Origin of the sequence: Streptomyces sp. NPDC005435, from assembly GCF_040703155.1 — a bacterium.
Classification (GTDB): Bacteria; Actinomycetota; Actinomycetes; order Streptomycetales; family Streptomycetaceae; genus Streptomyces.
In genome coordinates, this window is record NZ_JBEXEQ010000003.1 from 153233 (window position 1) to 177931 (window position 24699).

The following is a 24699-nucleotide window of genomic DNA, read 5'->3' on the forward strand; positions in this document are numbered from 1 at the left end:
GGGACCGGCGTCGACCCGAAGCCCCGCCGGCCCCGCGGGCGCCCGCCGTCTCAGCCCGCCGACTCCGACTCCTTGCGCCGCGCGCGGTACGCGGCCACGTGCAGCCGGTTCCCGCAGGTGCGGCTGTCGCAGTAGCGGCGCGAGCGATTGCGGGACAGATCCACGAAGGCGCGCCGGCAGTCCGGAGCCTCGCAGCGCCGCAGCCGCTCCTGCTCCCCGGCCACCACGAAGAAGGCGAGCGCCATCCCGCAGTCGGCGGCGAGATGGTCGGCCAGCGACGCCCCGGGGGCGAAGTAGTGCACATGCCAGTCGTAGCCGTCGTGGTCCGTCAGGCGCGGAGTGGTGCCCGCCGAGGCGACCAGCTCGTTGATCAGCCCCGCGGCCGCCCGCGCGTCCGGTGCCGCGAAGATCCTCGCGAACCGGCTCCGCACCCGGCGCACCGCCGACAGGTCGAACTCGGACAGCACCCCCACGTCACTGACCGCGTGGCCGCGCACGAACACGGTGAGCGCCTCGACGTCCGGCAGCCCGTCCGCCGCCGTGTCGTCCTCCGGCGCGGTGTTCACCAGATCCACCACGGTGTCGAGGGCGCACCGGGTGTCGTGGGTGATCAGCACGTTTCGCTCCCTGGCCTGGGGGTCGGGCGGACGCCCGCCGATGCTGGCCGATGGTAGCGACAACCGAGGCCGCCGCACCGGGCCCGCCCCGGGTGACTGCCCGGGCAACGCCCCGCGCGCCGTCCGGGTTCCCGGCCGGGGCGGACGGACGCGGGGGCGGGGGGCGTGCGGACACGGCTGGGCGCCGTCACCGCGCGTGTGCACGGTGACGGCGCCCAGCCTGCCGGTATACGGCGATGCGGGCCCGAGCCGTCTCCCCGAGTGGACGGCGCCGGGCGTCTTGGACGGGCGGCGGTCTAGCTCTCCGCCAGGATGTGGGAGAGCTCCTGATCCAGATCGAAGTGCCGGTGCTCCGTGCCGGGCGGCACGGCGGCGTCGGTCCGCTTCAGGAAGGACTCCAGGGCCCGTGCGGGGGCCTCCAGCAGAGCCTCACCCTCGGGAGAACTGAGGGCGATGCACACGACGCCCTGGCCATGACTTCGCGATGGCCAGACGCGGACGTCGCCGGTGCCGGTGGGCCGGTGCAGCCCCTCGGCGAGGAGGTCGCGGGCGAACACCCACTCGACGGTCTCCTCGGCTCCGGTGTGGAAGGTGGCGTGCACGGCGTAGGGGTCGGCCGTGTCGTACCGCAGGCCTGCGGGGACAGGCAGGGAGGACTCGCTCGACACAACGAGGCGCAGGTGCAGCTCGCAGCTGACCGTGGTGTTCATAAGCGCCAGGGCCTTTCGCTCAGTGTGCGCTCGGGGATTCGCACGTCGGCGAAATCGACATGCCACCTACGGTGCCGTTGTAAACCCCTCTGGGGGTTTTGCATGAGTTTCCGTACCTCTTCCGGCCGAGAACTTGTGCGACATCTGCCACCATTCCGGTGACTGGAAACACTCGGGTAGGGTTCGACGGTATGAATACGGGGAGTGACGATCCGGGTGAGGTTGTCGTGACGGACAAGACGGGGGCGGACGAGGACGGGTCCGGGCAGGGCCTCGGCTCCCGCGCACCCTCGTTCATCAAGCGCCGCCGCGCCCTCCACGTGAGCTGGCAGGTCGGCGTCTTCCTCGTCGGCCTCGCGGTCGTCGCCGCCGGCGTCGTCATGCTCCCGCTGCCCGGCCCCGGCTGGGCCGTGATCTTCGGCGGCATGATGATCTGGGCCACCGAGTTCGTCTGGGCCCAGCTCGTCCTGCGCTGGACGAAGCGCAAGGTCACCGCCGCGACACAGCGTGCCCTCGATCCCCGCGTCCGCCGCCGCAACATCACCCTGACCGTCATCGGCCTGGTGATCATCGGCGTGCTCACCGGGATCTACGTCTGGAAGTTCGGCTTCGTGGCGCCCTGGAAGATCTAGGGCGGTCGGAACCACCCCCTGACATGCGGTAATGTTCTCTCTGCACCCGGGCGATTAGCTCAGCGGAAGAGCGCTTCGTTCACACCGAAGAGGTCACTGGTTCGAACCCAGTATCGCCCACCCGGACCGACGGCCCGCCTGCTTGCCAGCAGGCGGGCCGTCGGCATATGCGCTACGCTCCGCGCCCGCCGCTCCCCGCGGACACCCGTCAAGACCGACTTCCGGACGGACCGCCCCGCGCGCGCCGAACCACCCCATTCAGGCCGTCGCCGGAAATACCCCCGGACCCTATTGCGCGACCGCCCCCGCAATTCCCATTGCACCCGCATTTCCACGGCACCCCGCAGCCCCACCCGGAATTCCGGAATCCTCAAGTCCTGTGTTCCGACAGGTCATATGAGTACAAGTCACTTCATGGGAAGCGCACGCGCAATGCCGCACACACCGGGAGCGCACCAGGAGCACACCGCGCGGGGTGCGCCCGGCACCCCGCCCACGACCTCCGCCACCGGCACCCGGACACACCTCGGCACCCCCGGCCCGCGCACCGTTCCGAGGCGGTTTGGAGGAACCCCGCCGAGACCTGTATTGTTCAGTGCGTTCCCGGGCGATTAGCTCAGCGGAAGAGCGCTTCGTTCACACCGAAGAGGTCACTGGTTCGAACCCAGTATCGCCCACCCGGACCGACGGCCCATCTGCCTACCAGCAGGTGGGCCGTCGTCGTACGCCCACGCGGAACCGCCCCCACCCGCTACGCCGCCGCCGACAGCTCGGCCCGCAACGGCCACTCCGTGCTCACCGTCTCCGGCGAACCACTGCGCGCGAACCACGCCTGCAGGCCCCGCGCCTGCGCCGCGTGCCAGCCCACCTGCAACGCGTGCAGCTCCGCAGGGGACAACCGCTCAAGGCGCGCCGAGAAGCGCCGCCCCACCGCCCGCACGACGTCCAGCGCCGCCAGCGCGTCCGCCGCCGCGTCGTGCGCGTCGTTCAGGGCCACGCCGTAGTGCTCGCACAGATCCGTCAGCGTGCGGCGGCCCTTGCGGTAGCGGTCCAGCTGCTTGTCCAGGACCCGCGGATCCAGCACCCGCAGCGGCGCCCCCTCGAACCAGCGGTCCAGCGACGACGCCCGGTGCCGCCGCAACTCCCGGTCCAGCAGTGTCAGATCGAACGGCGCGTTCATCACCACCAACGGCCGCCCCATCGCCGTGTGCTCCGCCAGCTGCTGGGCTATCTCGTACATCACCGGCGCCGGCCAGCGGCCGTTGTGCTGGAGGTGTTCCTCCGTCAGCCCGTGCACCGCCGTCGCCTCCTCGGGCACCGGCACCCCCGGGTTCACCAGCCACCGGCTCACCCGGGGCCGCGTACCCGGCGCGTCCTGCACCACGACGGCGGCCGACACGATCCGGTCGCCCTCGACGTCCACACCCGTCGTCTCCGTGTCGAAGGCGGCCAGGGCCCCTTCGTACCAGCAAGTCATCCCAACCCAACTCCTCGTTCACCCACGACAGATGACATGCCGTCTTCTGCCCGTTTGGTGATACCCGGGCTGTTTGCGCCGTACGCCGGACGGAGACAACAGGAGTACGGGTCTTTGCAGTTCAGCGGCCCGCGACGGGGAAACCCTTGGCTGGGAAGGCTGTTGGTCATGGCCATTGCGCAGCCCGAGCGGGGCGGGCTGCTGCCCGAACGCACGGGACTGGTTCGCGGCACACTCGCCACCACCGCCTGCATGGAGACGCTGCAGGTCGGCTATCTGCACGCGGTCGCCGCCGCCGCGGGCTGCTCCCTGTCCCAGCCCTTCCCGGACAACGGCATCGACTGGCACGTCAGCCACAGCGCACCTGGCCACACCGTCGACGACGAAGTGACGATCAAGGTGCAGCTCAAGTGCACCTACCAGATCGCCCCCCACCCGCCGGGGCCCACCTTCTCCTTCACGCTCGACAACGACCATCTGCGCAAGCTCGCCCGCACCCCCGTCTCGGTGCACAAGATCCTCGTCGTCATGATCGTCCCGCGCGCCCAGGAGGACTGGCTGCGCGCCGGACACGACCGGCTCGACCTCCGCCACTGCTGCTACTGGGTCAACCTCGCCGGACACCCCGTCACCGGACGCCACCGCACCACCGTGCGCGTCCCGGTCACCCGCATCTTCGACGACCGCGCGCTCTGCGAGATCATGACGCGCGTCGGGACGGGAGGCAGACCATGAGAAGCCGCTCCGACGACTCCGGCGACGACACCACCGTCCACCACCCGCGCGCCCACCCCGACCAGCTCCCCTGGCACGAGACCCCCGACCCCGCCCGCGTCGACCCCGCCGCCCTCACCACGCTCCTGCACCGCCACGGCTGGCAACGACGCGGCGGCGCCACCGGACGCTACGGCCGCTGGACCCCGCCCGCCCCGGCAGGACCCGGCACCAGCCTCCTCGTGCCCGAGAACCGCGCCTTCCCCGACAGCGACGACCTCCTCGGCGAAGCCCTGGACGCCCTCGCCCGCAGCACCGCCCCCACCGCCCGCGAGGTGCTCATCGCCCTCGCCGTCCCCAGCGACGAGATCCGCTGGCAGCGCGACACCCCCTGCGGCCCCGCCGGAGCCACCCCCTGGACCGCCGACGAACACCTGCGCACCGCCGCCCGCCGCACCCTCCTCGCCGCCGCCCTCGCCACCCGCGCCCCGGCCGGCTACCACGGCGCCCGCCACCGGGGCGCCGCCGCGGCCCTCCTCGACAAGGTGCTCGTCGGACCCGCCGCCGAGGGCCGCCGCCTCACCGCCTTCGCACCCCTGCCCGCAGGGCGCCCCCTCGCCGTCCGCCTCCACCAGGCCCTGCACGCCACCCGCGAGGCCGTCGACTACCAGCGCGCCACCGGCCGCGCCGACGCCTTCGACGGCGCCGTCGCCGCCGGCGTCAGCCGCGAACTGACCGAGGCGCTCACCGTCCTCGTCCGCGGCAGCGAGGGCGCCCGCGTCACCGTCGCCTGGGCGCCGGCCGCCGGCGTCCCCGACGGCTGCGCCGCCCACGCCGAACCCGTCGAGTTCTCACCCGGCGACCTGCCCGTCCTGCGCGCCGCCGCGGCCCGCTATCTGCGCGCCGAGCCCTCCGTGCCCGTCGCGGTCACCGGCGTCGTCGTCCGCCTGCGCCGCTCGGGACCGCGCGGCGCGGGCACCGTACGGCTCCGGGTGCTCACCGGCGCCGAGGTGGCCCATCTGCGCCTCACCCTCGGCGAGGAGGACTACCGCATCGCCGGCTACGCCCACCTCGTCGGCCTCCCGGTGCGCGTACACGGCAGGCTGGAGCGCCGGGGCGGCTTCCGCAGGCTCACCGGCGCCACCGGCGTCGTCCCCGTCCAGGTGGACGAGGCCGAGCGCGACCGGCTGATGAAGTCCCTCCAGGAGAACCTCGGCTCCTTCGAGGAGGCGTGCGGCGAGACGTACGGCGAAGGGGACGGAAAGTAACCGTTTCGCGGTGGACGGGGGCGGGTCGGTACGATCCCTTGTGCGCGCGCTCCTGGTATGGCGCCGCATCCCACTTCAGTCAGGAGAGACCGGTGTCAGACGTCCGTGTGATCATCCAACGCGATTCCGAGCGGGAAGAACGCGTGGTGACGACGGGCACTACGGCCGCCGACCTCTTCGCGGGCGAGCGCTCGATCATCGCCGCGCGCGTGGGCGGCGAGCTGAAGGACCTCAGCCACGAGCTGTCCGACGGCGACGAGGTCGAGGGCGTCGAGATCTCCTCCGAGGACGGCCTCGACATCCTGCGCCACTCCACCGCGCATGTGATGGCCCAGGCCGTGCAGGAGCTGTTCCCCGAGGCCAAGCTCGGCATCGGCCCGCCGGTCAAGGACGGCTTCTACTACGACTTCGACGTGGAGAAGCCCTTCCACCCCGATGACCTCAAGGCCATCGAGAAGAAGATGCAGGAGATCCAGAAGCGGGGCCAGAAGTTCTCCCGCCGCGTGGTCTCCGACGAGGACGCCCGCGAGGAGCTCGCGGACGAGCCGTACAAGCTGGAGCTGATCGGCCTCAAGGGCTCGGCCTCCTCCGACGACGGCGCGGACGTCGAGGTCGGCGCCGGCGAGCTGACCATCTACGACAACCTGGACGCCAAGACCGGCGAGCTGTGCTGGAAGGACCTCTGCCGGGGTCCGCACCTGCCCTCCACCCGGAACATCCCGGCGTTCAAGCTGATGCGCAACGCCTCGGCCTACTGGCGCGGCAGCGAGAAGAACAAGCAGCTCCAGCGCATCTACGGTACCGCCTGGCCGTCCAAGGACGAGCTGAAGGCGCACCTGGAGTTCCTCGCCGAGGCCGAGAAGCGCGACCACCGCAAGCTCGGCAACGAGCTGGACCTCTTCTCCATCCCGGAGCAGATCGGATCCGGCCTCGCCGTCTTCCACCCCAAGGGCGGCATCATCCGCCGCACCATGGAGGACTACTCGCGGCGCCGCCACGAGGAAGAGGGCTACGAGTTCGTCTACACCCCGCACGCGACGAAGGGGAAGCTCTTCGAGACCTCGGGCCACCTGGACTGGTACGCCGACGGCATGTACCCGCCCATGCAGCTCGACGAGGGCGTGGACTACTACCTCAAGCCCATGAACTGCCCGATGCACAACCTGATCTTCGACGCGCGCGGCCGCTCGTACCGTGAACTGCCGCTGCGCCTCTTCGAGTTCGGGACCGTGTACCGGTACGAGAAGTCGGGCGTCGTGCACGGCCTCACCCGGGCCCGCGGCTTCACCCAGGACGACGCGCACATCTACTGCACCCGTGAGCAGATGGCGGAGGAGCTCGACACGACGCTCACCTTCGTCCTCGGCCTGCTGCGCGACTACGGTCTGACCGACTTCTACCTGGAGCTCTCCACCAAGGACCCGGAAAAGTTCGTCGGATCGGACGACGCCTGGGAAGAGGCCACCGAGACGCTGCGCCAGGTCGCCGAGAAGCAGGGCCTGCCGCTCGTGCCCGACCCGGGCGGTGCCGCCTTCTACGGCCCGAAGATCTCCGTCCAGGCGCGAGACGCGATCGGCCGTACCTGGCAGATGTCGACCATCCAGCTCGACTTCAACCTGCCCGAGCGGTTCGACCTGGAGTACACGGCGGCCGACGGCACCAAGCAGCGGCCGGTGATGATCCACCGCGCGCTGTTCGGCTCCATCGAGCGGTTCTTCGCCGTCCTCCTGGAGCACTACGCGGGTGCCTTCCCGGCGTGGCTCGCCCCCGTGCAGGCCGTCGGCATCCCGATCGGTGACGGGCACGTCGAGTACCTGGAGAAGTTCGCGGCCGAGGCCAAGAAGAAGGGCCTGCGGGTCGAGGTGGACTCCTCCTCGGACCGGATGCAGAAGAAGATCCGCAACGCCCAGCGCCAGAAGATCCCCTTCATGATCATCGTCGGCGACGAGGACATGAACGCGGACACGGTCTCCTTCCGCTACCGCGACGGCTCGCAGGAGAACGGCATCCCGTTCGGCGACGCCATCGCGAAGATCGCGAAGGTTGTGGAGGAGCGGGTCCAGGTCTGACCCCGATCGGCCCCTGAACGAGCCCCCGAGGACTATTTCCTCGGGGGCTCGTCCTCTTCCCGCGAGAACACCTGCAGCAGCCACGACGAGAACGACCCCGTCACCGCCCCGAGCAGCGCCAGACCGCCCGCCATCATCGCGGCGGCGATCACCCGGCCGCCCGTGGTGACCGGGACGATGTCGCCGTAGCCGACGGTGGAGAGGGTGGAGCAGGCCCACCAGACGGCGTCGCCGAAGTTCTTCATCTGGGAGGCCGGGGCGTCCTTCTCCTGCTGGTAGACCGCGAGCGCGCCGGTGAAGCCCATGAGCAGGGTGGAGAGCCCGGAGTAGACGATCACGCGCGCGTACAGCGGGAGCCGGGGGAGTCCGCGCCGGTGCTCCATGGCCTCGTAGACGCGGACGATGCGCAGCGGGCGCAGCAGGGGCAGGATCAGGACGAGGGTGTCCAGCCAGTGGTCGCGGATGAAGCCGGGGCCCTGGCCGCTGAGGGTCCAGCGCACGGCGTAGTCGGCGGCGAAGAGCGCCCAGCAGGCGAAGAGCAGGGAAAGCCAGAGGTCGTCCCACGGGGTGCCGGGGCGGGGGGCGAGGACGAGGGCGGCGTAGCAGCCGAGGAACGTCATCGAGGCCACGGTGAGCGGCATCTCGGCGCGGCGCTCCCAGCGTGCCTTGGGGCTGTCGTGGTCCACCGGGTCAGCTTGGCCGTTCGGGTCCCTCGTGCCGCCCCGGCGACACGCCGCGAACGGGCGAAGCCATATGCTGCCTAGCATGACGAGTGAGCCGGAGCAGCAGATCGGAGTGGGGACGCAGGACGCGTTCCAGCGCCTGTGGACGCCCCACCGGATGGCCTACATCCAGGGTGAGAACAAGCCGAGTGGTCCGGGTGCGGACGACGGCTGCCCGTTCTGTGTGATTCCGGCGAAATCCGACGAGGACGGGCTGATCGTGCGGCGGGGTGAGCACGTGTACGCGGTGCTCAACCTGTATCCGTACAACGGCGGCCATCTGATGACGGTGCCGTACCGGCATGTGGCCGACTACACCGATCTGACCGGCCCGGAGACGGCCGAGCTGGCGGAGCTGACCAAGCAGGCGATGACGGCGCTGCGTACGGCGTCCGGGGCGCACGGGTTCAACATCGGGATGAACCAGGGCGCGGTGGCCGGTGCGGGTATCGCGGCCCATCTGCATCAGCACATCGTGCCGCGCTGGGGCGGGGACACGAACTTCATGCCGGTGGTGGGGCACACGAAGGTGCTGCCGCAGCTGCTCGCGGACACGCGGAAGATGCTGGCGGAGGCCTGGCCGGCGAGTTGACGCCGACCGCGCCCCCCCCCGCCGGGAACGCCTCCGGAGGTCCCGCCTCCGGAGGTCCTACGCGTTGTAGAGGTCGGCCTTCCCCGGCGTCGGGTCCTGCACCTGGCCGCTGAGGAAGGACGAGCGGGCGCCGAACTTCTCGGTGTCCACGCCGTTCTCCTTGAGGACCTTGATCGCGGCGGCGTGCACCACGCGCAGCACCGGGGTGGCCGCGCGCAGGGCGTCGTCGGCCATGAAGCGGTGGCGCCAGGGCTGGTCGGCCCAGGCGTGCCGCAGGCCGAAGGGTTCGGGCAGGGCGATGGAGCCGCCGAGCCAGTTGAGCAGCGGCGGGTACCAGGTCAGCGGGGCGCGCACGGCGAGCCGTACGACCTCGTCGGTGTCGACGAGGGGCAGCTTGACCGTGCGGCTCTCCCAGCGCTTGACGGACTTGGTGACCGTCTTGGTGGGCGCCTCGGACTTCGAGGTGAACAGGGGGTTCACCGGGCCGAGGGCGTGGCCGGTGACCTCGATGCGCAGGGTCTCGTGGAGCACGGTCACGGTGGTCATCATGGTGATGACGAGCTGGCCGTCCCAGAGGGTCCACTGCACGCCGAGGTAGTGGCGGTCGCCGCTGCCGAACTGCTGCTTGTTGCAGATCTCCTGTATGGCGTGCTGCTTGACCTGGAAGGCCTCGACGTCGGTGCCCTCGGGGCGGGAGACCGCCTTGGCGTTCTCGCCGATGGGGGTGACGATCCAGTGCCGTATCGACGGGCGGGGGAAGCCGCCGGTGTTGAGCGGGCCGCGCTCCAGCATCCGGAGCTGGTCGTGGATGGAGCGTATGACGTCCCAGCTGCGGAAGGGGTGGATCTCGCGGCCGGTCTCGGCGGGCACCAGGTCCTCGGCGAGCTGCCAGGATCCCCAGCGGGTGCCCATGCCGAGGATGCCCTTGGGGCCCGCGTAGAAGACGGAGTTGGAGCGTTGTTCGGCGCTGAGCCGGGCCAGGGACTGGCGGAGCTGTTCGGCGGCGGTCTCGCCGGGGCTGCGGGGTACGGCCTCGGGGACCTTGGCGCCGACGCTGCTGCCGGAGAGCAGGCCGTCCCAGCGGGCGCGCAGGTCGGCGGCGGTCTGCTCGCAGACGCGCTTGGCCCAGTACCAGCCGAGGACGGGGGCGACGACGGCCGCGCGGGCGTACCAGCCCCAGAAGCCGCTGAAGGGGAGCTTCAGCAGGAAGAGGACGGCGAGGAGGCCGACTCCGGCGAGGAGGGCGGTGCCGATGGCTCCGGCGCGTTTGTCGTCGCGCTTGGCGAGAAAGGCGCGGAGCTGGAAGACGACGAGCCAGGCGATGAGGCCGGGCAGGAAGATCAGGCCGCAGACGACCATGATCGTGGAGAGTTTGTTGTCGCGGTCGCGGCGGATGTTGTTGGCGGCGAGGCAGTGCTCGACGATCACCTGGGGTTCGGCGCCGAAGGACTGGATCAGCGGTTTGCGGCCGGAGGCGAGGAGCCGGTCGACGACGGCGCGGGAGAAGGCCTCGCCGAGGTTGGGCCGGAACAGGCGGACGCGGCCGGCGTTGACGGTGGACTGGTGCCACTCGTTGTCGGTCTTCTTGATGTCCTCGATCGCGTTGTCCCGGTAGGCCGCCGAGGCCAGCGCGAAGGTCGCCGCCTGGCCCTCGTCGCCGGAGACGGGCACCTGTGGCCCGTCCCACTCCGTTCCGACTGACATTCCCGCCCCCATCGCCGCCTTCTCGCTCCTGCGGCCTTCCCGACTTCCGTGTCTCGCACACCTGTTGAACAGGCCATCTTGAACGGGCCGTCGTGCGGGCACCGGTGTGCCGGGGTCCGCCGCGAACGGCTTGATCAGCCTAGCCGCGGGCACCGACAGCGCACCGGCGGACGACCGAAGCCGCCCGCCGGTGCGCTCGGCGTACGCCGGGTGAACTACGGGGTGTCGCCCGCCTGTTCACGGATGCGGTCGGCCACCTGAGGGGGCATCGGCTCGTGCCGGGCGTAGGCGCGGCTGAAGCGGGCGGTGCCGTGGGAGAGGGAGCGCAGGTCGATGGCGTAGCGCCCGATCTCGAACTCGGGGACCTCGGCGCGCACCAACGTGCGTCCGGTGCCGATCTGTTCGGTGCCCAGCACGCGGCCGCGCCTGCTGGAGAGGTCGCTCATGACGGGGCCGACGTAGTCGTCCGGGATGAGGACGGTGACCTCGGCCACCGGTTCCAGGAGGTGGATGCGGGTCTCGGCGGCGGCCTCGCGCAGGGCGAGGGCGCCGGCGGTCTGGAAGGCGGCGTCGGAGGAGTCGACCGAGTGGGCCTTGCCGTCGAGGAGGGTGATCCGCACGTCGACGAGCGGGTATCCGGCGGCGACGCCCTTGGCGGCCTGGGCGCGTACGCCCTTCTCCACGGAGGGGATGAACTGCCGGGGTACGGCGCCGCCGACGACCTTGTCCACGAACTCGATGCCGGAGCCGTTCGGCAGCGGTTCGACCTCGATCTCGCAGATGGCGTACTGGCCGTGGCCGCCGGACTGCTTGACGTGCCGGCCGCGTCCGGCGGCCTTGCCGGCGAAGGTCTCGCGCAGCGACACCTTGTGCGGGACGACGTCGACCTGGACGCCGTAGCGGCTGCGCAGCCGTTCCAGGGCGACGTCGGCGTGGGCCTCGCCCAGGCACCACAGGACGACCTGGTGGGTGTCCTGGTTCTGTTCGAGCCGCATGGTCGGGTCCTCGGCGACCAGGCGGGCCAGGCCCTGGGAGAGCTTGTCCTCGTCGGGTTTGCTGTGGGCCTGGATGGCGAGGGGGAGCAGCGGGTCCGGCATCTGCCAGGGCTCCATGAGCAGCGGGTCGTCCTTGGCGGAGAGCGTGTCGCCGGTCTCGGCGCGGCTCAGCTTGGCCACGCAGACCAGGTCGCCGGCGACCCCGTGCGGGACGGGGCGCTGCTGTTTGCCGAAGGCCATGGAGACGGCGCCGATGCGTTCGTCGACGTCGTGGTCCTCGTGGCCCCGGTCGGTCATGCCGTGTCCGGAGACGTGGACAGTGTCGTCGGGGCGCAGGGTGCCGGAGAAGACGCGGACCAGGGAGACGCGGCCGACGTAGGGGTCGGAGGAGGTGCGGACCACCTCGGCGACCAGGGGGCCCTCGGTGTCGCACGGCTGGAGTTCGCGGGGCCTGCCGTCGAGGGTGGTGACCTCGGGCAGCGGGTGTTCGAAGGGGGTGGGGAAGCCGCCGGTGATCAGCTCCAGCAGCTCCTCGGTGCCGAGGCCCTCGCGGGCGCCGTCGGCGGCGGGGGCGGCGGCGAGGACGGGGAAGAACGTGCCGCGCGCCACGGCCCGTTCGAGATCCTGGACGAGGGTTTTGACGTCGACCTGTTCGCCGCCGAGGTAGCGGTCCATCAGGGTCTCGTCCTCGCTCTCGGCGATGATGCCCTCGATGAGCCGGTTGCGGGCCTCCTCGATGCCGGGCAGCTGGTCCTCGCCGGGTTCGGACGCCACGCGCTCGCCGGTGGAGTAGTCGAAGAGCTTGCGGGAGAGCAGTCCCACCAGGCCGGTCACGGGCGCGTGTCCGTCGGGGCCCTCGGGGGCGCGCAGCGGGAGGTAGAGCGGGAGTACGGCGTCGGGGTCGTCGGCGCCGAAGGCCTCCGCGCACTGCCGGGTCATCTCCTCGAAGTCCGCGCGGGCGGATTCCAGGTGGGTGACGACGATCGCGCGGGGCATGCCGACGGCCTGGCACTCCTCCCAGACGGCGCGGGTGGAGCCGTCCACGCCGTCGGAGGCGGAGACGACGAAGAGGGCCGCGTCCGCCGCTCGCAGACCGGCCCTCAGCTCCCCGACGAAGTCGGCGTAGCCGGGGGTGTCGAGTACGTTGATCTTGATGCCGTCCCATTCGACCGGGACCAGCGAGAGCTGCACCGAGCGTTGCTGGCGGTGCTCGATGTCGTCGTAGTCGGAGACCGTGCCGCCGTCCTCCACGCGGCCGGCCCGGTTCACCGCCCCCGTCGTGAGTGCGAGGGCTTCCACCAGGGTGGTCTTGCCCGCTCCGGAGTGGCCGACCAGCACGACGTTCCGTATGGACTCGGGGTGGTCGGCCGTCACTGCCCTGCCGGCGGCCCCGGGATGTGATTGCGCCTTTTCGCCCATGATCCTGCCTCCCGTGGACGGTGAGGTCACTGTGGGCGCGGACACGCGGCACCGCGTGCACTGGCGGCTCCTGCGACGCCCGCGGTCCTTCGAGCTTTCCACCTGGGCCATGCCACGTCCATACGACGGACACCGCTCCGGGCGGTTCCGGCGCCCCCGTACCGCCGCCGTACCGCCCCCGCGGTGGCCCCGCAACATCACGACAGGGCCACAACCCCAGGGTGCCCGCCCGCCGCGGGCCCGCACGCGTGACTACGATGGGCGCGCCGGTGGTCACCAGGGGCTGCCGCGACACGACCGTCGGGAAGGCCATGCTGAACAAGTACGCGCGTGCATTTTTCACGCGTGTCCTCACACCGTTCGCCACGTTTCTCATCCGCCGGGGCGTGAGCCCGGACACGGTCACCCTCATCGGCACGGCCGGTGTGGTCGCGGGTGCGCTGGTCTTCTTCCCCAGGGGCGAGTTCTTCTGGGGCACGATCGTGATCACGCTGTTCGTCTTCTCCGACCTGGTCGACGGCAACATGGCGCGCCAGCTGGGCCGCTCCAGCCGCTGGGGCGCCTTCCTGGACTCCACGCTGGACCGGGTGGCCGACGGCGCGATCTTCGGCGGCTTCGCCCTCTGGTACGCGGGCAACGGCAATGACAACGTGCTGTGCGCCGTCTCGATCTTCTGTCTGGCCAGCGGCCAGGTCGTGTCGTACACCAAGGCGCGCGGCGAGTCGATCGGGCTGCCGGTGGCCGTCAACGGGCTGGTGGAGCGGGCCGAGCGGCTGGTCATCTCGCTGGTCGCGGCCGGGTTCGCGGGGCTGCACAAGTTCGGCGTGCCGGGCATCCAGTACCTGCTCCCGGTCGCGCTGTGGATCGTTGCCGTGGGCAGCATGGTCACCCTGATCCAGCGCGTCGTCACCGTGCGCCGGGAGTCGGCGGAGGCGGAGGAGGCCGCGCGGAACGAGGCGGCACGGGGCAGCGGGGCGGCCAAGTGAGCACTGCGGAACGCCTGACCGACGCCCTCTACGGATTCGGCTGGGGCGCGGTCAAGAGGCTGCCCGAGCCGGCCGCCGCGCGGCTGGGCGTCACCATCGCCGACCTCGCCTGGAAGCGGCGCGGCAAGGGTGTCCAGCGCCTGGAGTCCAACTACGCGCGCGTGGTGCCCGCTGCGAGCCCGGAGCGGCTTGCCGAGCTGTCGCGCGCGGGGATGCGCTCGTATCTGCGCTACTGGATGGAGTCCTTCCGGCTCCCGGCCTGGAGCCCCGAGCGGATCAGGGGCGGTTTCGCCCCCAAGGGCGCGCACCATCTGATCGACGGCCTCGCCGCGGGCAAGGGCGTGATACTCGCCCTGCCGCACCTGGCCAACTGGGACCTGGCGGGCGCCTGGGTCACCACCGAGCTGAACACGCCGTTCACCACGGTCGCCGAGCGCCTGAAGCCGGAGACCCTGTACGACCGTTTCGTGGCCTACCGCGAGGGCCTCGGCATGGAGGTGCTGCCGCACAGCGGCGCCTCCGCGTTCGGCACGCTGGCGCGGCGGCTGCGCGACGGCGGCCTGGTCTGCCTGGTCGCGGACCGCGACCTGTCGGCCTCCGGCGTCGAGGTGGACTTCTTCGGCGAGCGCGCCCGGATGCCCGCGGGGCCCGCGCTGCTCGCCCAGCAGACCGGCGCGCTGCTGCTGCCGGTCACCCTCTGGTACGACGACTCGCCCGTCATGCAGGGCGAGGTGCACCCCGCGATCGAGGTCCCCGAGACGGGCACGCGCGCGGAGAAGACCGCCGCCATGACACAGGCGCTGGCCGACGCCTTCGCCGGCGGCATCGCCGAGCACCCCGAGGACTGGCACATGCTCCAGCGGCTGTGGCTCGCCGACCTCGACCCGGCCAGGACGGAGGGACGGGCGTGAGGATCGGCATCGTCTGCCCGTACTCCTGGGACGTCCCGGGCGGCGTCCAGTTCCACATCCGGGACCTCGCGGAGTACTTCATCCGCCTCGGCCACGAGGTGTCCGTGCTGGCCCCGGCCGACGACGACACCCCGCTGCCGCCGTACGTGGTCTCGGCGGGCCGCGCGGTCCCGGTGCCGTACAACGGCTCGGTGGCCCGGCTGAACTTCGGGTTCCTCTCGGCGGCGCGGGTGCGGCGCTGGCTGCACGACGGGGCGTTCGACGTGGTGCACATCCACGAGCCGACCTCGCCCTCGCTCGGCCTGCTCACCTGCTGGGCGGCGCAGGGGCCCATCGTGGCCACCTTCCACACGTCCAACCCGCGCTCACGCGCCATGATCGCCGCGTACGCGATCCTCCAGGCCGCGCTGGAGAAGATCAGCGCCCGGATCGCGGTGAGCGAGTACGCGCGCCGGACCCTGGTCGAGCACCTGGGCGGCGACGCGGTCGTCATCCCCAACGGCGTGGACGTGGACTTCTTCGCCAAGGCCGAGCCCAACCCGGAGTGGCAGGGCGAGACGATCGGCTTCATAGGGCGCATCGACGAACCCCGCAAGGGACTCCCGGTGCTGATGCGGGGCCTGCCGAAGATCCTGGCCGCCCGGCCCGGGGCCCGGCTGCTGGTGGCGGGGCGGGGCGACGAGGAGGCGGCCGTCGCGGAGCTGCCCGAGGAGCTGCGCTCGCGCGTGGAGTTCCTCGGCATGGTCAGCGACGAGGACAAGGCCCGCTTCCTGCGCAGCATCGACCTGTACGTGGCGCCCAACACCGGCGGGGAGAGCTTCGGCATCATCCTGGTCGAGGCGATGTCGGCCGGTGCGCCGGTCCTCGCCTCCGACCTGGACGCCTTCGTCCAGGTCCTCGACCAGGGCAAGGCGGGCGAGGTCTTCGCCAACGAGAACGCCGACGCCCTCGCCGAAGCGGCCGTCCGCCTCCTGGGCGACCCCGAGCGCCGCGCCGAACTCCGCGAACGCGGCAGCGCCCATGTCCGCCGCTTCGACTGGTCCACGGTCGGCGCGGACATCCTGTCGGTGTACGAGACGGTCACCGCGGGCGCGGCGGCGGTCGCCACGGACGAACGCCCCGGCCTCCGCTCCCGCTTCGGCCTCGCGGCCCGCGACTGACCTGAGGACAGCCCGCCGCCCGGGGCCGGTAGCCTTCCGGCGTGACAGCAACGCTCATCTGGATTCTCGTCGCGCTGGTGGCCATCGGCGTCTATCTGAGCTGGACGGCCGGCCGGCTGGACCGGCTGCATGTGCGGATGGACGCCGCGCGGGCCGCGCTCGACGCGCAGCTGCTGCGCCGGGCCTCCGTGGCGCAGGAGCTGGCCACCTCCGGGGTGCTGGACCCGGCCGCCTCCATCGTGCTCTACGAGGCCGCGCACGCGGCCCGGCAGGCCGAGGAGGAGCAGCGGGAGGTCCTGGAGAGCGAGCTGAGCCAGACACTGCGCGCCGTGTTCGAGGAGGCGGCCCAGGTGGAGGCCGTACGGGCCGCGCCGGGCGGCGAGGAGGCGGCCCGGGAGCTGGCCGAGGCGGTGCGCCGGGTGCCGATGGCCCGCCGTTTCCACAACGACGCCGTGGGCGCCGCCCGCAGGCTCCGCGAGCACCGCAAGGTGCGCTGGTTCCGGCTCGCCGGCCACGCCCCCTTCCCGCTCGCCTTCGAGATGGACGACGAGCCGCCCGCCGCCCTGATCGAGCGCGCGGCCTGAGCGGACCGCGCAAAACGATCCACCGGTTCCCCATTGGCCCTTGCCGTGACCTGCGGGGTTCACGTTTCCTCGATGGTGCAGCAATCCCCATCGCCATCAGTGAGGTCACCCCGTGTCCACCATCGACAACCAGGCTCCCGAGACCGGCACCGCCCGCGTGAAGCGCGGCATGGCCGAACAGCTCAAGGGCGGCGTGATCATGGACGTCGTCACCCCGGAGCAGGCGAAGATCGCCGAGGACGCGGGCGCCGTCGCCGTCATGGCCCTGGAGCGGGTCCCCGCCGACATCCGCAAGGACGGCGGCGTGGCCCGCATGTCCGACCCGGACATGATCGAGGGCATCATCGACGCCGTCTCCATCCCGGTGATGGCCAAGTCCCGCATCGGCCACTTCGTCGAGGCCCAGGTCCTGCAGTCCCTCGGCGTCGACTACATCGACGAGTCCGAGGTGCTGACCCCGGCCGACGAGGTCAACCACTCCGACAAGTGGGCGTTCACCACCCCGTTCGTCTGCGGTGCCACCAACCTGGGCGAGGCCCTGCGCCGTATCGCCGAGGGCGCGGCCATGATCCGCTCCAAGGGCGAGGCCGGCACCGGCAACGTCGTGGAGGCCGTGCGCCACCTGCGCCAGATCAAGAACGAGATCGCGCGCCTGCGGGGCTACGACAACAACGAGCTGTACGCCGCCGCCAAGGACCTGCGCGCGCCCTACGAGCTGGTCAAGGAGGTCGCCGAGCTGGGCAAGCTCCCGGTGGTCCTCTTCTCCGCCGGTGGCGTCGCCACCCCGGCCGACGCCGCCCTGATGCGCCAGCTCGGCGCCGAGGGCGTCTTCGTCGGCTCCGGCATCTTCAAGTCCGGAGACCCGGCCAAGCGCGCCGCCGCCATCGTCAAGGCCACCACCTTCTACGACGACCCGAAGATCATCGCGGACGCCTCCCGCAACCTCGGCGAGGCCATGGTCGGCATCAACTGCGACACCCTCCCCGAGACCGAGCGCTACGCGAACCGCGGCTGGTAAGGCACGACACCCATGAGCACCCCCGTCATCGGCGTCCTGGCCCTCCAGGGCGACGTACGGGAGCACCTGATCGCCCTGGCCGCGGCGGACGCCGTGGCCAGGCCCGTCAGGCGCCCCGAAGAACTCGCCGAGGTGGACGGCCTCGTCCTCCCCGGCGGCGAGTCCACCACCATCTCCAAACTGGCCGTCCTCTTCGGCCTGATGGAGCCCCTCCGCGCGCGCGTGCGCGCCGGAATGCCCGTCTACGGCACCTGCGCCGGGCTCATCCTGCTGGCCGAGAAGATCCTCGACCCGCGCTCGGGCCAGGAGACGATCGGCGGCATCGACATGATCGTGCGCCGCAACGCCTTCGGCCGCCAGAACGAGTCGTTCGAGGCGGCGGTCGGCGTCCAGGGTGTGCCGGGCGATCCCGTGGAGGGCGTCTTCATCCGCGCCCCCTGGGTCGAGTCCGTCGGCGCGGACGTCCAGGTGCTCGCCGAGCACGACGGCCACATCGTCGCCGTCCGCCAGGGCAACGCGCTCGCCACCTCGTTCCACCCGGAACTGACCGGCGACCATCGCGTCCACGCGCTCTTCGTCGACATGGTCCGCGCGAACCGGACGCCGGAGTCCTTGTAGGATCTGCGGCGGTACCCCTCAGGCTCTCCCAGCGCCGGGGGAGTCCGATCAGGATTGGGTTACGCGAAGGAGACAGGCAGATGTCCGGCCACTCTAAATGGGCTACGACGAAGCACAAGAAGGCCGTGATCGACGCCAAGCGCGGCAAGCTCTTCGCGAAGCTCATCAAGAACATCGAGGTCGCGGCCCGCATGGGCGGCGTCGACATCGAGGGCAACCCGACGCTCTTCGACGCCATCCAGAAGGCCAAGAAGCAGTCGGTCCCCAACAAGAACATCGACTCCGCGGTCAAGCGCGGCGGCGGCCTTGAGGCCGGCGGCGCCGACTACGAGACGATCATGTACGAGGGCTACGGCCCCAACGGTGTCGCGGTGCTCATCGAGTGCCTCACCGACAACCGCAACCGCGCCGCCTCCGACGTGCGCGTGGCGATGACCCGCAACGGCGGCAACATGGCCGACCCGGGTTCCGTGTCGTACATGTTCAGCCGCAAGGGCGTCATCATCGTCCCCAAGGGCGAGCTGACCGAGGACGACGTGCTCGGCGCCGTCCTGGACGCCGGTGCCGAGGAGGTCAACGACCTCGGTGAGTCCTTCGAGGTCATCAGCGAGGCCACCGACCTGGTCGCGGTCCGCACCGCGCTCCAGGAGGCGGGCATCGACTACGACTCCGCCGACTCCAGCTTCGTCCCGTCCGTCCAGGTCGAGCTGGACGAGGAGGGCGCCAAGAAGATCTTCAAGCTGATCGACGCCCTGGAGGACAGCGACGACGTGCAGAACGTCTTCGCCAACTTCGACGTGAGCGACGAGGTCATGGAGAAGGTCGACGCGTGAGCCGCCGGCGCCGTGGCACTGCCGCGGCGCCGCCGTTCCCGTGACGCAGAACGGCCCGCCGGACCAGTTGGTCCGGCGGGCCGTTCCGTACACGTGCCGGATCAGCCGTCGATGCTCTTGACCGAACCGGTGTGCTTCAGGTGACCCTTGCCGTCGGCCTTGACGGAGTCCGCGAGCATGTCCTCGAACTGACCGTCCTTCCACCAGATGTTGATGGTGGCCGTGTGGCTACAGATGTTGTGGTAGTACACGGTGGTGGTCGAGATACCGTCGCCGTAGGACCAGTTGAAGCAGCCGCTGCGGCCGCTGTGCTGGGACTCCGCCGACATCTGGGCGGCCTGTGCGGGCGTCGCGACGGCAAGGCCCGCCAGCAGGACGGACGTGGCGACGGCGGTCTTCAGTATGGCGCGCACGAAATTTCCCCGATTTCTGTGTGACGCGATGGTGATGAAAGTTCGGCCTGTTACAGATGGTGGTCGATTGGCCGACAGTGGGTGAACGTATAGCGATCAAGTGTGCGCAGCAATCGATAACGGCCGTCGTATGCCCAAGTCCTGACGAATCATCAGGATTTTCCTGGACGGCCGGACCGTTTTCTTTGCCTTCCCTTTGATCGTTCCGTGGCTGATGACGCGTTGTCGGTGGCGCCGGATAGCCTGGCGCGGCAGGTACGGCCCAGGTCGTACGGGCCGGACGGCCAGGGCAGATGGAAGGAGCGAGGACTATTCAGATGCGCGTACTCGGTGTGGACCCGGGGCTGACCCGGTGCGGCGTCGGCGTCGTCGAGGGTGTGCCCGGACGGCCGCTCACGATGCTCGGCGTCGGTGTGGTCCGTACGCCGGCGACCGCCGAACTGGGCGCACGGCTCGTCGCCGTCGAAGAGGGCATCGAGCAGTGGCTGGACGAGCACCGGCCGGAGTTCGTCGCCGTGGAGCGCGTCTTCGCCCAGCACAACGTGCGCACCGTCATGGGCACCGCCCAGGCCAGCGCCGTCGCCATGCTGTGCGCCGCCCGGCGCGGCATCCCCGTCGCCCTGCACACCCCGAGCGAGGTCAAGGCCGCCGTCACCGGCAGCGGCCGGGCCGACAAGGCCCAGGTCGGCGCCATGGTCACCCGGCTGCTCCGGCTCAGCGCCCCGCCCAAGCCCGCCGACGCGGCCGACGCCCTCGCCCTCGCCATCTGTCACATCTGGCGCGCCCCCGCGCAGAACCGGCTCCAGCAGGCCGTGGCCCGGCACGAGGCCCACGCGGCCAAGGCAGCACACGCGGGACACGCAGCACACGGAGCACACGCAGCTCACGCAACGAAAGGCCGAACGGCATGATCGCCTTCGTCAGCGGCACCATCGCCGCGCTCGCCCCCGACACGGCGGTCGTCGAGGTCGGCGGGGTCGGCATGGCCCTGCAGTGCACCCCGGACACCCTGGCCAAGCTGCGCCTGGGCGAAGCCGCCAAGCTGCACACCTCCCTGGTCGTGCGCGAGGACTCCCTCACCCTGTACGGCTTCGCGGACGACGACGAGCGCCAGGTCTTCGAACTGCTCCAGACCGCGAGCGGCGTCGGCCCCCGCCTCGCCCAGGCGATGCTCGCCGTGCACACCCCGGACGCGCTGCGCCGCGCGGTCGCCACCGCCGACGAGAAGGCCCTCACCGCCGTACCCGGCATCGGCAAGAAGGGCGCGCAGAAGCTGCTCCTCGAACTGAAGGACCGGCTCGGCGCGCCCCTCGGCACCGCCGCCGCCGTCGCCCCGGCCGCCCGGGGCTGGCGCGACCAGCTGCACACCGCGCTGGTCGGCCTCGGCTACGCCCCCCGCGAGGCCGAAGAGGCCGTGTCCGCCGTGGCCCCCGAGGCCGAGGCCGCAGGCGGCACCCCGCAGGTGGGCCAGCTGCTGAAGGCCGCCCTCCAGACCCTCAACCGCGCCCGCTGACCCGCGCCGCCCCGCAAGGAGTATCTGAGTGAACCGGGACGACCCGACCGACAGCCCCGCCGACGACCGGCTGGTGGGCTCCGTCGCCGACGGGGAGGACCAGGCCGTCGAGGCCGCCCTGCGCCCCAAGGACCTCGGCGAGTTCATCGGCCAGGAGAAGGTCCGCGAACAGCTCGACCTGGTGCTGCGCGCCGCCCGCGCGCGCGGGGCCACCGCCGACCACGTCCTGCTCTCCGGCGCGCCCGGCCTCGGCAAGACCACCCTGTCGATGATCATCGCCGCGGAGATGGCCGCCCCCATCCGCATCACCTCCGGCCCCGCCATCCAGCACGCGGGCGACCTCGCCGCGATCCTCTCCTCCCTCCAGGAGGGCGAGGTCCTCTTCCTGGACGAGATCCACCGCATGTCCCGGCCCGCCGAGGAGATGCTGTACATGGCGATGGAGGACTTCCGCGTCGACGTCATCGTCGGCAAGGGACCCGGCGCCACCGCCATCCCGCTGGAGCTGCCCCCCTTCACCCTGGTCGGCGCCACCACCCGCGCCGGTCTGCTGCCGCCCCCGCTGCGCGACCGCTTCGGCTTCACCGCGCACATGGAGTTCTACGAGCCGCACGAGCTGGAGCGCGTCGTGCACCGCTCGGCGAACCTGCTCGACGTCGGCATAGAGGGCAAGGGCGCCGCCGAGATCGCCGGCCGCTCCCGGGGCACGCCCCGCATCGCCAACCGCCTGCTGCGCCGGGTCCGCGACTACGCGCAGGTCAAGGCCGACGGCCTGATCACCCGTGAGGTCGCGGCCGCCGCCCTCGCCGTCTACGAGGTGGACGCGCGCGGCCTCGACCGGCTGGACCGGGCGGTGCTCGAAGCACTGCTGAAGCTCTTCGGCGGCGGACCGGTCGGTCTGTCCACACTCGCCGTCGCGGTGGGGGAGGAGCGTGAGACGGTGGAGGAGGTCGCCGAGCCCTTCCTCGTACGCGAGGGCCTGCTCGCCCGGACCCCCCGCGGCCGCGTCGCCACCCCGGCGGCCTGGGCCCATCTCGGACTGACCCCGCCGGGCGCGGCGGGCGCGGGAAACGGACAACAGGACCTGTTCGGGGCGTGACGGCGGGGGCATTGGCGACGGAAGGAACCGAGGTGCCATGCTGAGCGTTGTTCCATGCACGCGGACTCGCCTAGACTCCGCCGATGCCGCCCATGCGGGCGGCGCCGACCAGCCCCCTCCACCAGGCCGCTCACCGCGCGGTCACGCGAAGGAAAATTCCGTCTCGTGAAGATCTATACCCTTCTCCCCTTCATCGTGCTCATCGCGGCCATGTTCCTGATGACGCGATCGGCCAAGAAGAAGCAGCAGCAGGCCAGCCAGATGCGTAACGAGATGCAGCCCGGTTCGGGCGTGCGCACCATCGGGGGGATGTACGCGACGGTCAAGGAGATCACCGAGGACACCGTCCTCCTCGACGCCGGCCCCGGTGTCGAGCTGGTCTTCGCCAAGAACGCGATCGGCGCCGTTCTCACCGACGACGAGTACAACCGCATCGTGCACGGCGTCGAGCACGACCTGAAGTCCGACGCGGACATCGTCCCGGACGACGCCTCCTCCCTCACGGACGACGCCGGCGACAAGCCCGTCGACCTCGGCAAGAAGGACGCCGCCGAGGACGCCCCGGCCGCCGAGGCGAAGGACGACGCCGCCAAGGACGCCGAGACCGTCGAGGAGACCGGGGACGCCAAGCCCGCGGACACCGCCGACGTCAAGGACGCCGCCGAGGCCAAGACGGGCGACGCGCCGAAGAAGACCGACGGCGAGTCCGGCGCCAAGTAGGCGTTCGACGAGGCGGCCCGGCACCGTCCGACATCCGCCGGGCACGCCCCGATCGCCTCTGTTTCCCGCACGGATCCCGACACCATGTCATGGCCGCCCCGCGCCGACGGCGCCCAGAGCGGCCCGAGAGGGAGTACGAGAAGGTGGCAGCACCTAAGAAGGGCCGGAGTGCGAGCGCTCAGAGCAAGCCAGGGCGCTCACTGGTCCTCATCCTGATCGCCATCGTGGCGCTCACCGGGGGAATGTTCGCCTCCGGACACACCACTCCGCGTCTCGGCATCGACCTTGCCGGTGGTACGAGCATCACGCTCAAGGCGAAGGCCGACCAGGGGTCGGCGATCAACAAGGCCAACATGGACACCGCGGTCGACATCATGAACCGCCGTGTCAATGGTCTGGGTGTCTCCGAGACCGAGGTGCAGACCCAGGGGACCGACCACATCATCGTCAACATCCCCAAGGGCACCAACTCCAGGCAGGCGCAGGAGCAGGTCGGCACCACCGCCAAGCTGTACTTCCGCCAGGTCCTCACGAGCGCGCCCAACGGCGCCGAGGCCCAGCCCAGCACCTCGCCCAGCGCCTCCTCCAAGGGCAGCGCCTCGCCGAGCCCCTCGGGCAGCGCCGCCGGTGACCAGAAGGCGTCCGCCACCACGCCGTCCCCCAACGCCTCGGCGACGACCCAGGGCCGCGCCGTCGGCGGCGCCCTGAAGGCCGACGCCACGCCGTCCTCCACCGCCTCCCCGAAGGCGTCCTCCTCGGCCGCCGCCTCCGCGAGCCCGTCCGCGAGCGCCGGCGGCGCCGACGCCAAGCTCCAGGAGCGCTTCGCGGCGCTGGACTGCGCCAAGCCCGACGAGCGCGTCAAGATCGCCCAGAACACCAAGCCCACCGACACCGTCCTGGCCTGCGGCCAGCAGGGCAAGGCCTGGTTCAAGTACGTGCTCGGCCCGGCCCGCGTCGACGGCACCGAGGTCAAGTCGGCCCGGGCGGGCTTCGACACCCAGGGTGCGGCCGGCTGGCAGGTGGAGATGACCTTCACCTCCGGCGGCGCGAAGAAGTTCGCGGACGTCACCGCGCAGCTGGCCCAGCAGGCGCAGACCGGGCAGAACCAGTTCGCCATCGTCCTCGACGGCGACGTCGTCTCCGCCCCGAGCGTGAGCCAGGCCATCACCGGCGGCTCGGCCGAGATCACCGGCCGCTTCACGCAGGAGGAGGCGCAGAGCCTCGCGAACATGCTGTCCTACGGCGCGCTCCCGCTGTCCTTCCAGAAGGAGACCGTCACCACGGTGACCGCCGCGCTCGGCGGTGAGCAGCTCCACGCCGGTCTGCTCGCGGGCGCCATCGGCCTCGCCCTGGTCGTGCTCTACCTGGTGATCTACTACCGCGGTCTGTCGCTCGTCGCCATGGCCTCCCTGCTGGTCTCCGCGATCCTCACCTACGTGATCATGACCCTGCTCGGTCCGGCGATCCACTTCGCGCTGAACCTGCCCGCGGTCTGTGGCGCCATCGTGGCGATCGGCATCACCGCCGACTCGTTCATCGTCTATTTCGAACGCATCCGGGACGAGATCCGCGAGGGCCGCACGCTGCGCCCCGCCGTCGAGCGGGCCTGGCCGCGCGCCCGGCGCACCATCCTCGTCTCCGACTTCGTGTCGTTCCTCGCCGCCGCGGTGCTGTTCATCGTGACCGTCGGCAAGGTGCAGGGCTTCGCGTTCACGCTCGGTCTGACCACCGTGCTCGACGTGGTCGTGGTCTTCTTCTTCACCAAGCCGCTCATGACCCTCCTGGCCCGCCGCAAGTTCTTCGCGGACGGCCACAAGTGGTCCGGGCTCGACCCGAAGAGCCTGGGTGCCAAGGCGCCGCTGCGCCGCACCCGCCGTCAGTCCGGTCCTGCCGCCGGTTCCGTCGACTTCAAGGAGGCGTGAGCG

24 protein-coding genes and 2 tRNA genes are annotated in these 24699 nt (G+C 71.1%); 19 read left to right on the plus strand and 7 right to left on the minus strand.

Features of this window, described 5'->3' with window-relative positions:
* Positions 1-50: 50 nt before the first annotated feature.
* Positions 51-617, minus strand: a complete 567-nt coding sequence (locus AB0898_RS05600) for a CGNR zinc finger domain-containing protein (RefSeq protein ID WP_366801523.1) — start codon at positions 615-617, stop codon at positions 51-53.
* A 296-nt stretch (positions 618-913) separates the two neighbouring features.
* Complete coding sequence (locus AB0898_RS05605) at positions 914-1327, minus strand: SsgA family sporulation/cell division regulator (RefSeq protein WP_004002642.1); 414 nt, start codon at positions 1325-1327, stop codon at positions 914-916.
* A 191-nt stretch (positions 1328-1518) separates the two neighbouring features.
* Here AB0898_RS05605 and AB0898_RS05610 point away from each other — a divergent pair, with 191 nt between their 5' ends.
* The 3 genes from AB0898_RS05610 (at position 1519) to AB0898_RS05620 (ending at position 2636) form a co-directional block, all read left to right on the plus strand.
* On the plus strand, positions 1519-1959 hold the full coding sequence (locus AB0898_RS05610; protein WP_366801524.1) for a TIGR02611 family protein: 441 nt from the start codon (positions 1519-1521) through the stop codon (positions 1957-1959).
* A gap of 48 nt (positions 1960-2007) precedes the next feature.
* Positions 2008-2079 (plus strand) — tRNA-Val (locus AB0898_RS05615).
* A gap of 485 nt (positions 2080-2564) precedes the next feature.
* Positions 2565-2636, plus strand: a tRNA-Val gene (locus AB0898_RS05620).
* A 74-nt stretch (positions 2637-2710) separates the two neighbouring features.
* Here the strand turns inward: AB0898_RS05620 and AB0898_RS05625 are convergent.
* Positions 2711-3436, minus strand: coding sequence for a 3'-5' exonuclease (locus tag AB0898_RS05625; protein WP_366801525.1), 726 nt, complete (start codon positions 3434-3436; stop codon positions 2711-2713).
* Between the two features lie 168 nt (positions 3437-3604).
* On the opposite strand from AB0898_RS05625, the gene AB0898_RS05630 reads away from it, so the two are divergent.
* From AB0898_RS05630 to thrS, 3 genes are all read left to right on the plus strand, one after another.
* On the plus strand, positions 3605-4171 hold the full coding sequence (locus tag AB0898_RS05630; protein WP_366801526.1) for a DUF4365 domain-containing protein: 567 nt from the start codon (positions 3605-3607) through the stop codon (positions 4169-4171).
* Complete coding sequence (locus AB0898_RS05635; RefSeq protein ID WP_366801527.1) at positions 4168-5418, plus strand: hypothetical protein; 1251 nt, start codon at positions 4168-4170, stop codon at positions 5416-5418. Before AB0898_RS05630 ends, AB0898_RS05635 begins: the two co-directional genes overlap by 4 nt.
* A 92-nt stretch (positions 5419-5510) precedes the next feature.
* Positions 5511-7487: a threonine--tRNA ligase gene (gene thrS, locus AB0898_RS05640; protein WP_366801528.1), complete on the plus strand. Its 1977-nt coding sequence runs from the start codon at positions 5511-5513 to the stop codon at positions 7485-7487.
* Positions 7488-7519: 32 nt separating this feature from the next.
* Here thrS and AB0898_RS05645 read toward each other — a convergent pair whose 3' ends face one another.
* Positions 7520-8173: an ion channel gene (locus tag AB0898_RS05645; protein ID WP_366801529.1), complete on the minus strand. Its 654-nt coding sequence runs from the start codon at positions 8171-8173 to the stop codon at positions 7520-7522.
* Between the two features lie 67 nt (positions 8174-8240).
* Between AB0898_RS05645 and AB0898_RS05650 the strand changes: the two genes are divergently transcribed.
* The gene (locus AB0898_RS05650) at positions 8241-8801 is read left to right on the plus strand and encodes an HIT domain-containing protein (RefSeq protein ID WP_366801530.1); all 561 of its coding nucleotides are present in this window, start codon (positions 8241-8243) and stop codon (positions 8799-8801) included.
* 57 nt (positions 8802-8858) lie between these two features.
* Here the strand turns inward: AB0898_RS05650 and AB0898_RS05655 are convergent, their stop codons facing one another.
* Both AB0898_RS05655 and AB0898_RS05660 read right to left on the minus strand, forming a co-directional pair.
* Positions 8859-10505, minus strand: a complete 1647-nt coding sequence (locus AB0898_RS05655; RefSeq protein ID WP_366801531.1) for a hypothetical protein — start codon at positions 10503-10505, stop codon at positions 8859-8861.
* A gap of 215 nt (positions 10506-10720) precedes the next feature.
* Complete coding sequence (locus AB0898_RS05660; protein WP_366801532.1) at positions 10721-12919, minus strand: elongation factor G-like protein EF-G2; 2199 nt, start codon at positions 12917-12919, stop codon at positions 10721-10723.
* 257 nt (positions 12920-13176) lie between these two features.
* On the opposite strand from AB0898_RS05660, the gene pgsA reads away from it, so the two are divergent.
* The 7 genes from pgsA to AB0898_RS05695 all read left to right on the plus strand — a co-directional run bounded on the left by pgsA (position 13177) and on the right by AB0898_RS05695 (position 19029).
* A complete protein-coding gene (gene pgsA, locus AB0898_RS05665; RefSeq protein ID WP_407078291.1) occupies positions 13177-13905 on the plus strand; it encodes a phosphatidylinositol phosphate synthase in 729 nt (242 codons plus the stop codon).
* The gene (locus AB0898_RS05670) at positions 13902-14816 is read left to right on the plus strand and encodes a phosphatidylinositol mannoside acyltransferase (RefSeq protein WP_366801533.1); all 915 of its coding nucleotides are present in this window, start codon (positions 13902-13904) and stop codon (positions 14814-14816) included. Before pgsA ends, AB0898_RS05670 begins: the two co-directional genes overlap by 4 nt.
* Positions 14813-15976 carry a glycosyltransferase family 4 protein gene (locus AB0898_RS05675; RefSeq protein ID WP_366801534.1) on the plus strand — a complete coding sequence of 388 codons (1164 nt, stop codon included), beginning with the start codon at positions 14813-14815 and terminating at the stop codon, positions 15974-15976. Before AB0898_RS05670 ends, AB0898_RS05675 begins: the two co-directional genes overlap by 4 nt.
* Before the next feature lie 41 nt (positions 15977-16017).
* Complete coding sequence (locus AB0898_RS05680; protein ID WP_366801535.1) at positions 16018-16560, plus strand: hypothetical protein; 543 nt, start codon at positions 16018-16020, stop codon at positions 16558-16560.
* Between the two features lie 112 nt (positions 16561-16672).
* Positions 16673-17578 (plus strand): pyridoxal 5'-phosphate synthase lyase subunit PdxS, encoded by a 906-nt coding sequence (gene pdxS / locus AB0898_RS05685; protein ID WP_161178297.1) that lies wholly within the window; start codon positions 16673-16675, stop codon positions 17576-17578.
* 12 nt (positions 17579-17590) lie between these two features.
* Positions 17591-18196, plus strand: coding sequence for a pyridoxal 5'-phosphate synthase glutaminase subunit PdxT (pdxT, locus tag AB0898_RS05690; RefSeq protein ID WP_366801536.1), 606 nt, complete (start codon positions 17591-17593; stop codon positions 18194-18196).
* 80 nt (positions 18197-18276) lie between these two features.
* Complete coding sequence (locus tag AB0898_RS05695; protein WP_366801537.1) at positions 18277-19029, plus strand: YebC/PmpR family DNA-binding transcriptional regulator; 753 nt, start codon at positions 18277-18279, stop codon at positions 19027-19029.
* 101 nt (positions 19030-19130) lie between these two features.
* Here the strand turns inward: AB0898_RS05695 and AB0898_RS05700 are convergent, their stop codons facing one another.
* A complete protein-coding gene (locus AB0898_RS05700) occupies positions 19131-19442 on the minus strand; it encodes a hypothetical protein (RefSeq protein WP_366801538.1) in 312 nt (103 codons plus the stop codon).
* Between the two features lie 317 nt (positions 19443-19759).
* Here AB0898_RS05700 and ruvC point away from each other — a divergent pair, with 317 nt between their 5' ends.
* From ruvC to secD, 5 genes are all read left to right on the plus strand, one after another.
* Positions 19760-20353 carry a crossover junction endodeoxyribonuclease RuvC gene (ruvC, locus tag AB0898_RS05705; protein ID WP_366801540.1) on the plus strand — a complete coding sequence of 198 codons (594 nt, stop codon included), beginning with the start codon at positions 19760-19762 and terminating at the stop codon, positions 20351-20353.
* Positions 20350-20955 carry a Holliday junction branch migration protein RuvA gene (ruvA, locus tag AB0898_RS05710; RefSeq protein WP_366801541.1) on the plus strand — a complete coding sequence of 202 codons (606 nt, stop codon included), beginning with the start codon at positions 20350-20352 and terminating at the stop codon, positions 20953-20955. Before ruvC ends, ruvA begins: the two co-directional genes overlap by 4 nt.
* A 28-nt stretch (positions 20956-20983) precedes the next feature.
* Positions 20984-22054, plus strand: a complete 1071-nt coding sequence (gene ruvB, locus AB0898_RS05715) for a Holliday junction branch migration DNA helicase RuvB (RefSeq protein WP_366801542.1) — start codon at positions 20984-20986, stop codon at positions 22052-22054.
* Positions 22055-22219: 165 nt separating this feature from the next.
* The gene (gene yajC / locus AB0898_RS05720; protein WP_366801543.1) at positions 22220-22774 is read left to right on the plus strand and encodes a preprotein translocase subunit YajC; all 555 of its coding nucleotides are present in this window, start codon (positions 22220-22222) and stop codon (positions 22772-22774) included.
* Positions 22775-22917: 143 nt separating this feature from the next.
* Positions 22918-24696: a protein translocase subunit SecD gene (secD, locus tag AB0898_RS05725; RefSeq protein ID WP_366801544.1), complete on the plus strand. Its 1779-nt coding sequence runs from the start codon at positions 22918-22920 to the stop codon at positions 24694-24696.
* The last annotated feature ends 3 nt before the right edge of the window (positions 24697-24699 follow it).

Coding starts and splice junctions, on each gene's coding strand:
- AB0898_RS05625 (WP_366801525.1), bottom strand. CDS start 3,436: ATGACTTGCTGGTACGAAGGGGCCCTGGCCGCCTTCGACACGGAGACG.
- AB0898_RS05635 (WP_366801527.1), top strand. CDS start 4,168: ATGAGAAGCCGCTCCGACGACTCCGGCGACGACACCACCGTCCACCAC.
- pdxT (WP_366801536.1), top strand. CDS start 17,591: ATGAGCACCCCCGTCATCGGCGTCCTGGCCCTCCAGGGCGACGTACGG.
- AB0898_RS05630 (WP_366801526.1), top strand. CDS start 3,605: ATGGCCATTGCGCAGCCCGAGCGGGGCGGGCTGCTGCCCGAACGCACG.
- pgsA (WP_407078291.1), top strand. CDS start 13,177: ATGGGCGCGCCGGTGGTCACCAGGGGCTGCCGCGACACGACCGTCGGG.
- AB0898_RS05650 (WP_366801530.1), top strand. CDS start 8,241: ATGCTGCCTAGCATGACGAGTGAGCCGGAGCAGCAGATCGGAGTGGGG.
- AB0898_RS05610 (WP_366801524.1), top strand. CDS start 1,519: ATGAATACGGGGAGTGACGATCCGGGTGAGGTTGTCGTGACGGACAAG.
- ruvA (WP_366801541.1), top strand. CDS start 20,350: ATGATCGCCTTCGTCAGCGGCACCATCGCCGCGCTCGCCCCCGACACG.
- AB0898_RS05695 (WP_366801537.1), top strand. CDS start 18,277: ATGTCCGGCCACTCTAAATGGGCTACGACGAAGCACAAGAAGGCCGTG.
- AB0898_RS05655 (WP_366801531.1), bottom strand. CDS start 10,505: ATGTCAGTCGGAACGGAGTGGGACGGGCCACAGGTGCCCGTCTCCGGC.
- AB0898_RS05660 (WP_366801532.1), bottom strand. CDS start 12,919: ATGGGCGAAAAGGCGCAATCACATCCCGGGGCCGCCGGCAGGGCAGTG.
- AB0898_RS05605 (WP_004002642.1), bottom strand. CDS start 1,327: ATGAACACCACGGTCAGCTGCGAGCTGCACCTGCGCCTCGTTGTGTCG.
- ruvC (WP_366801540.1), top strand. CDS start 19,760: ATGCGCGTACTCGGTGTGGACCCGGGGCTGACCCGGTGCGGCGTCGGC.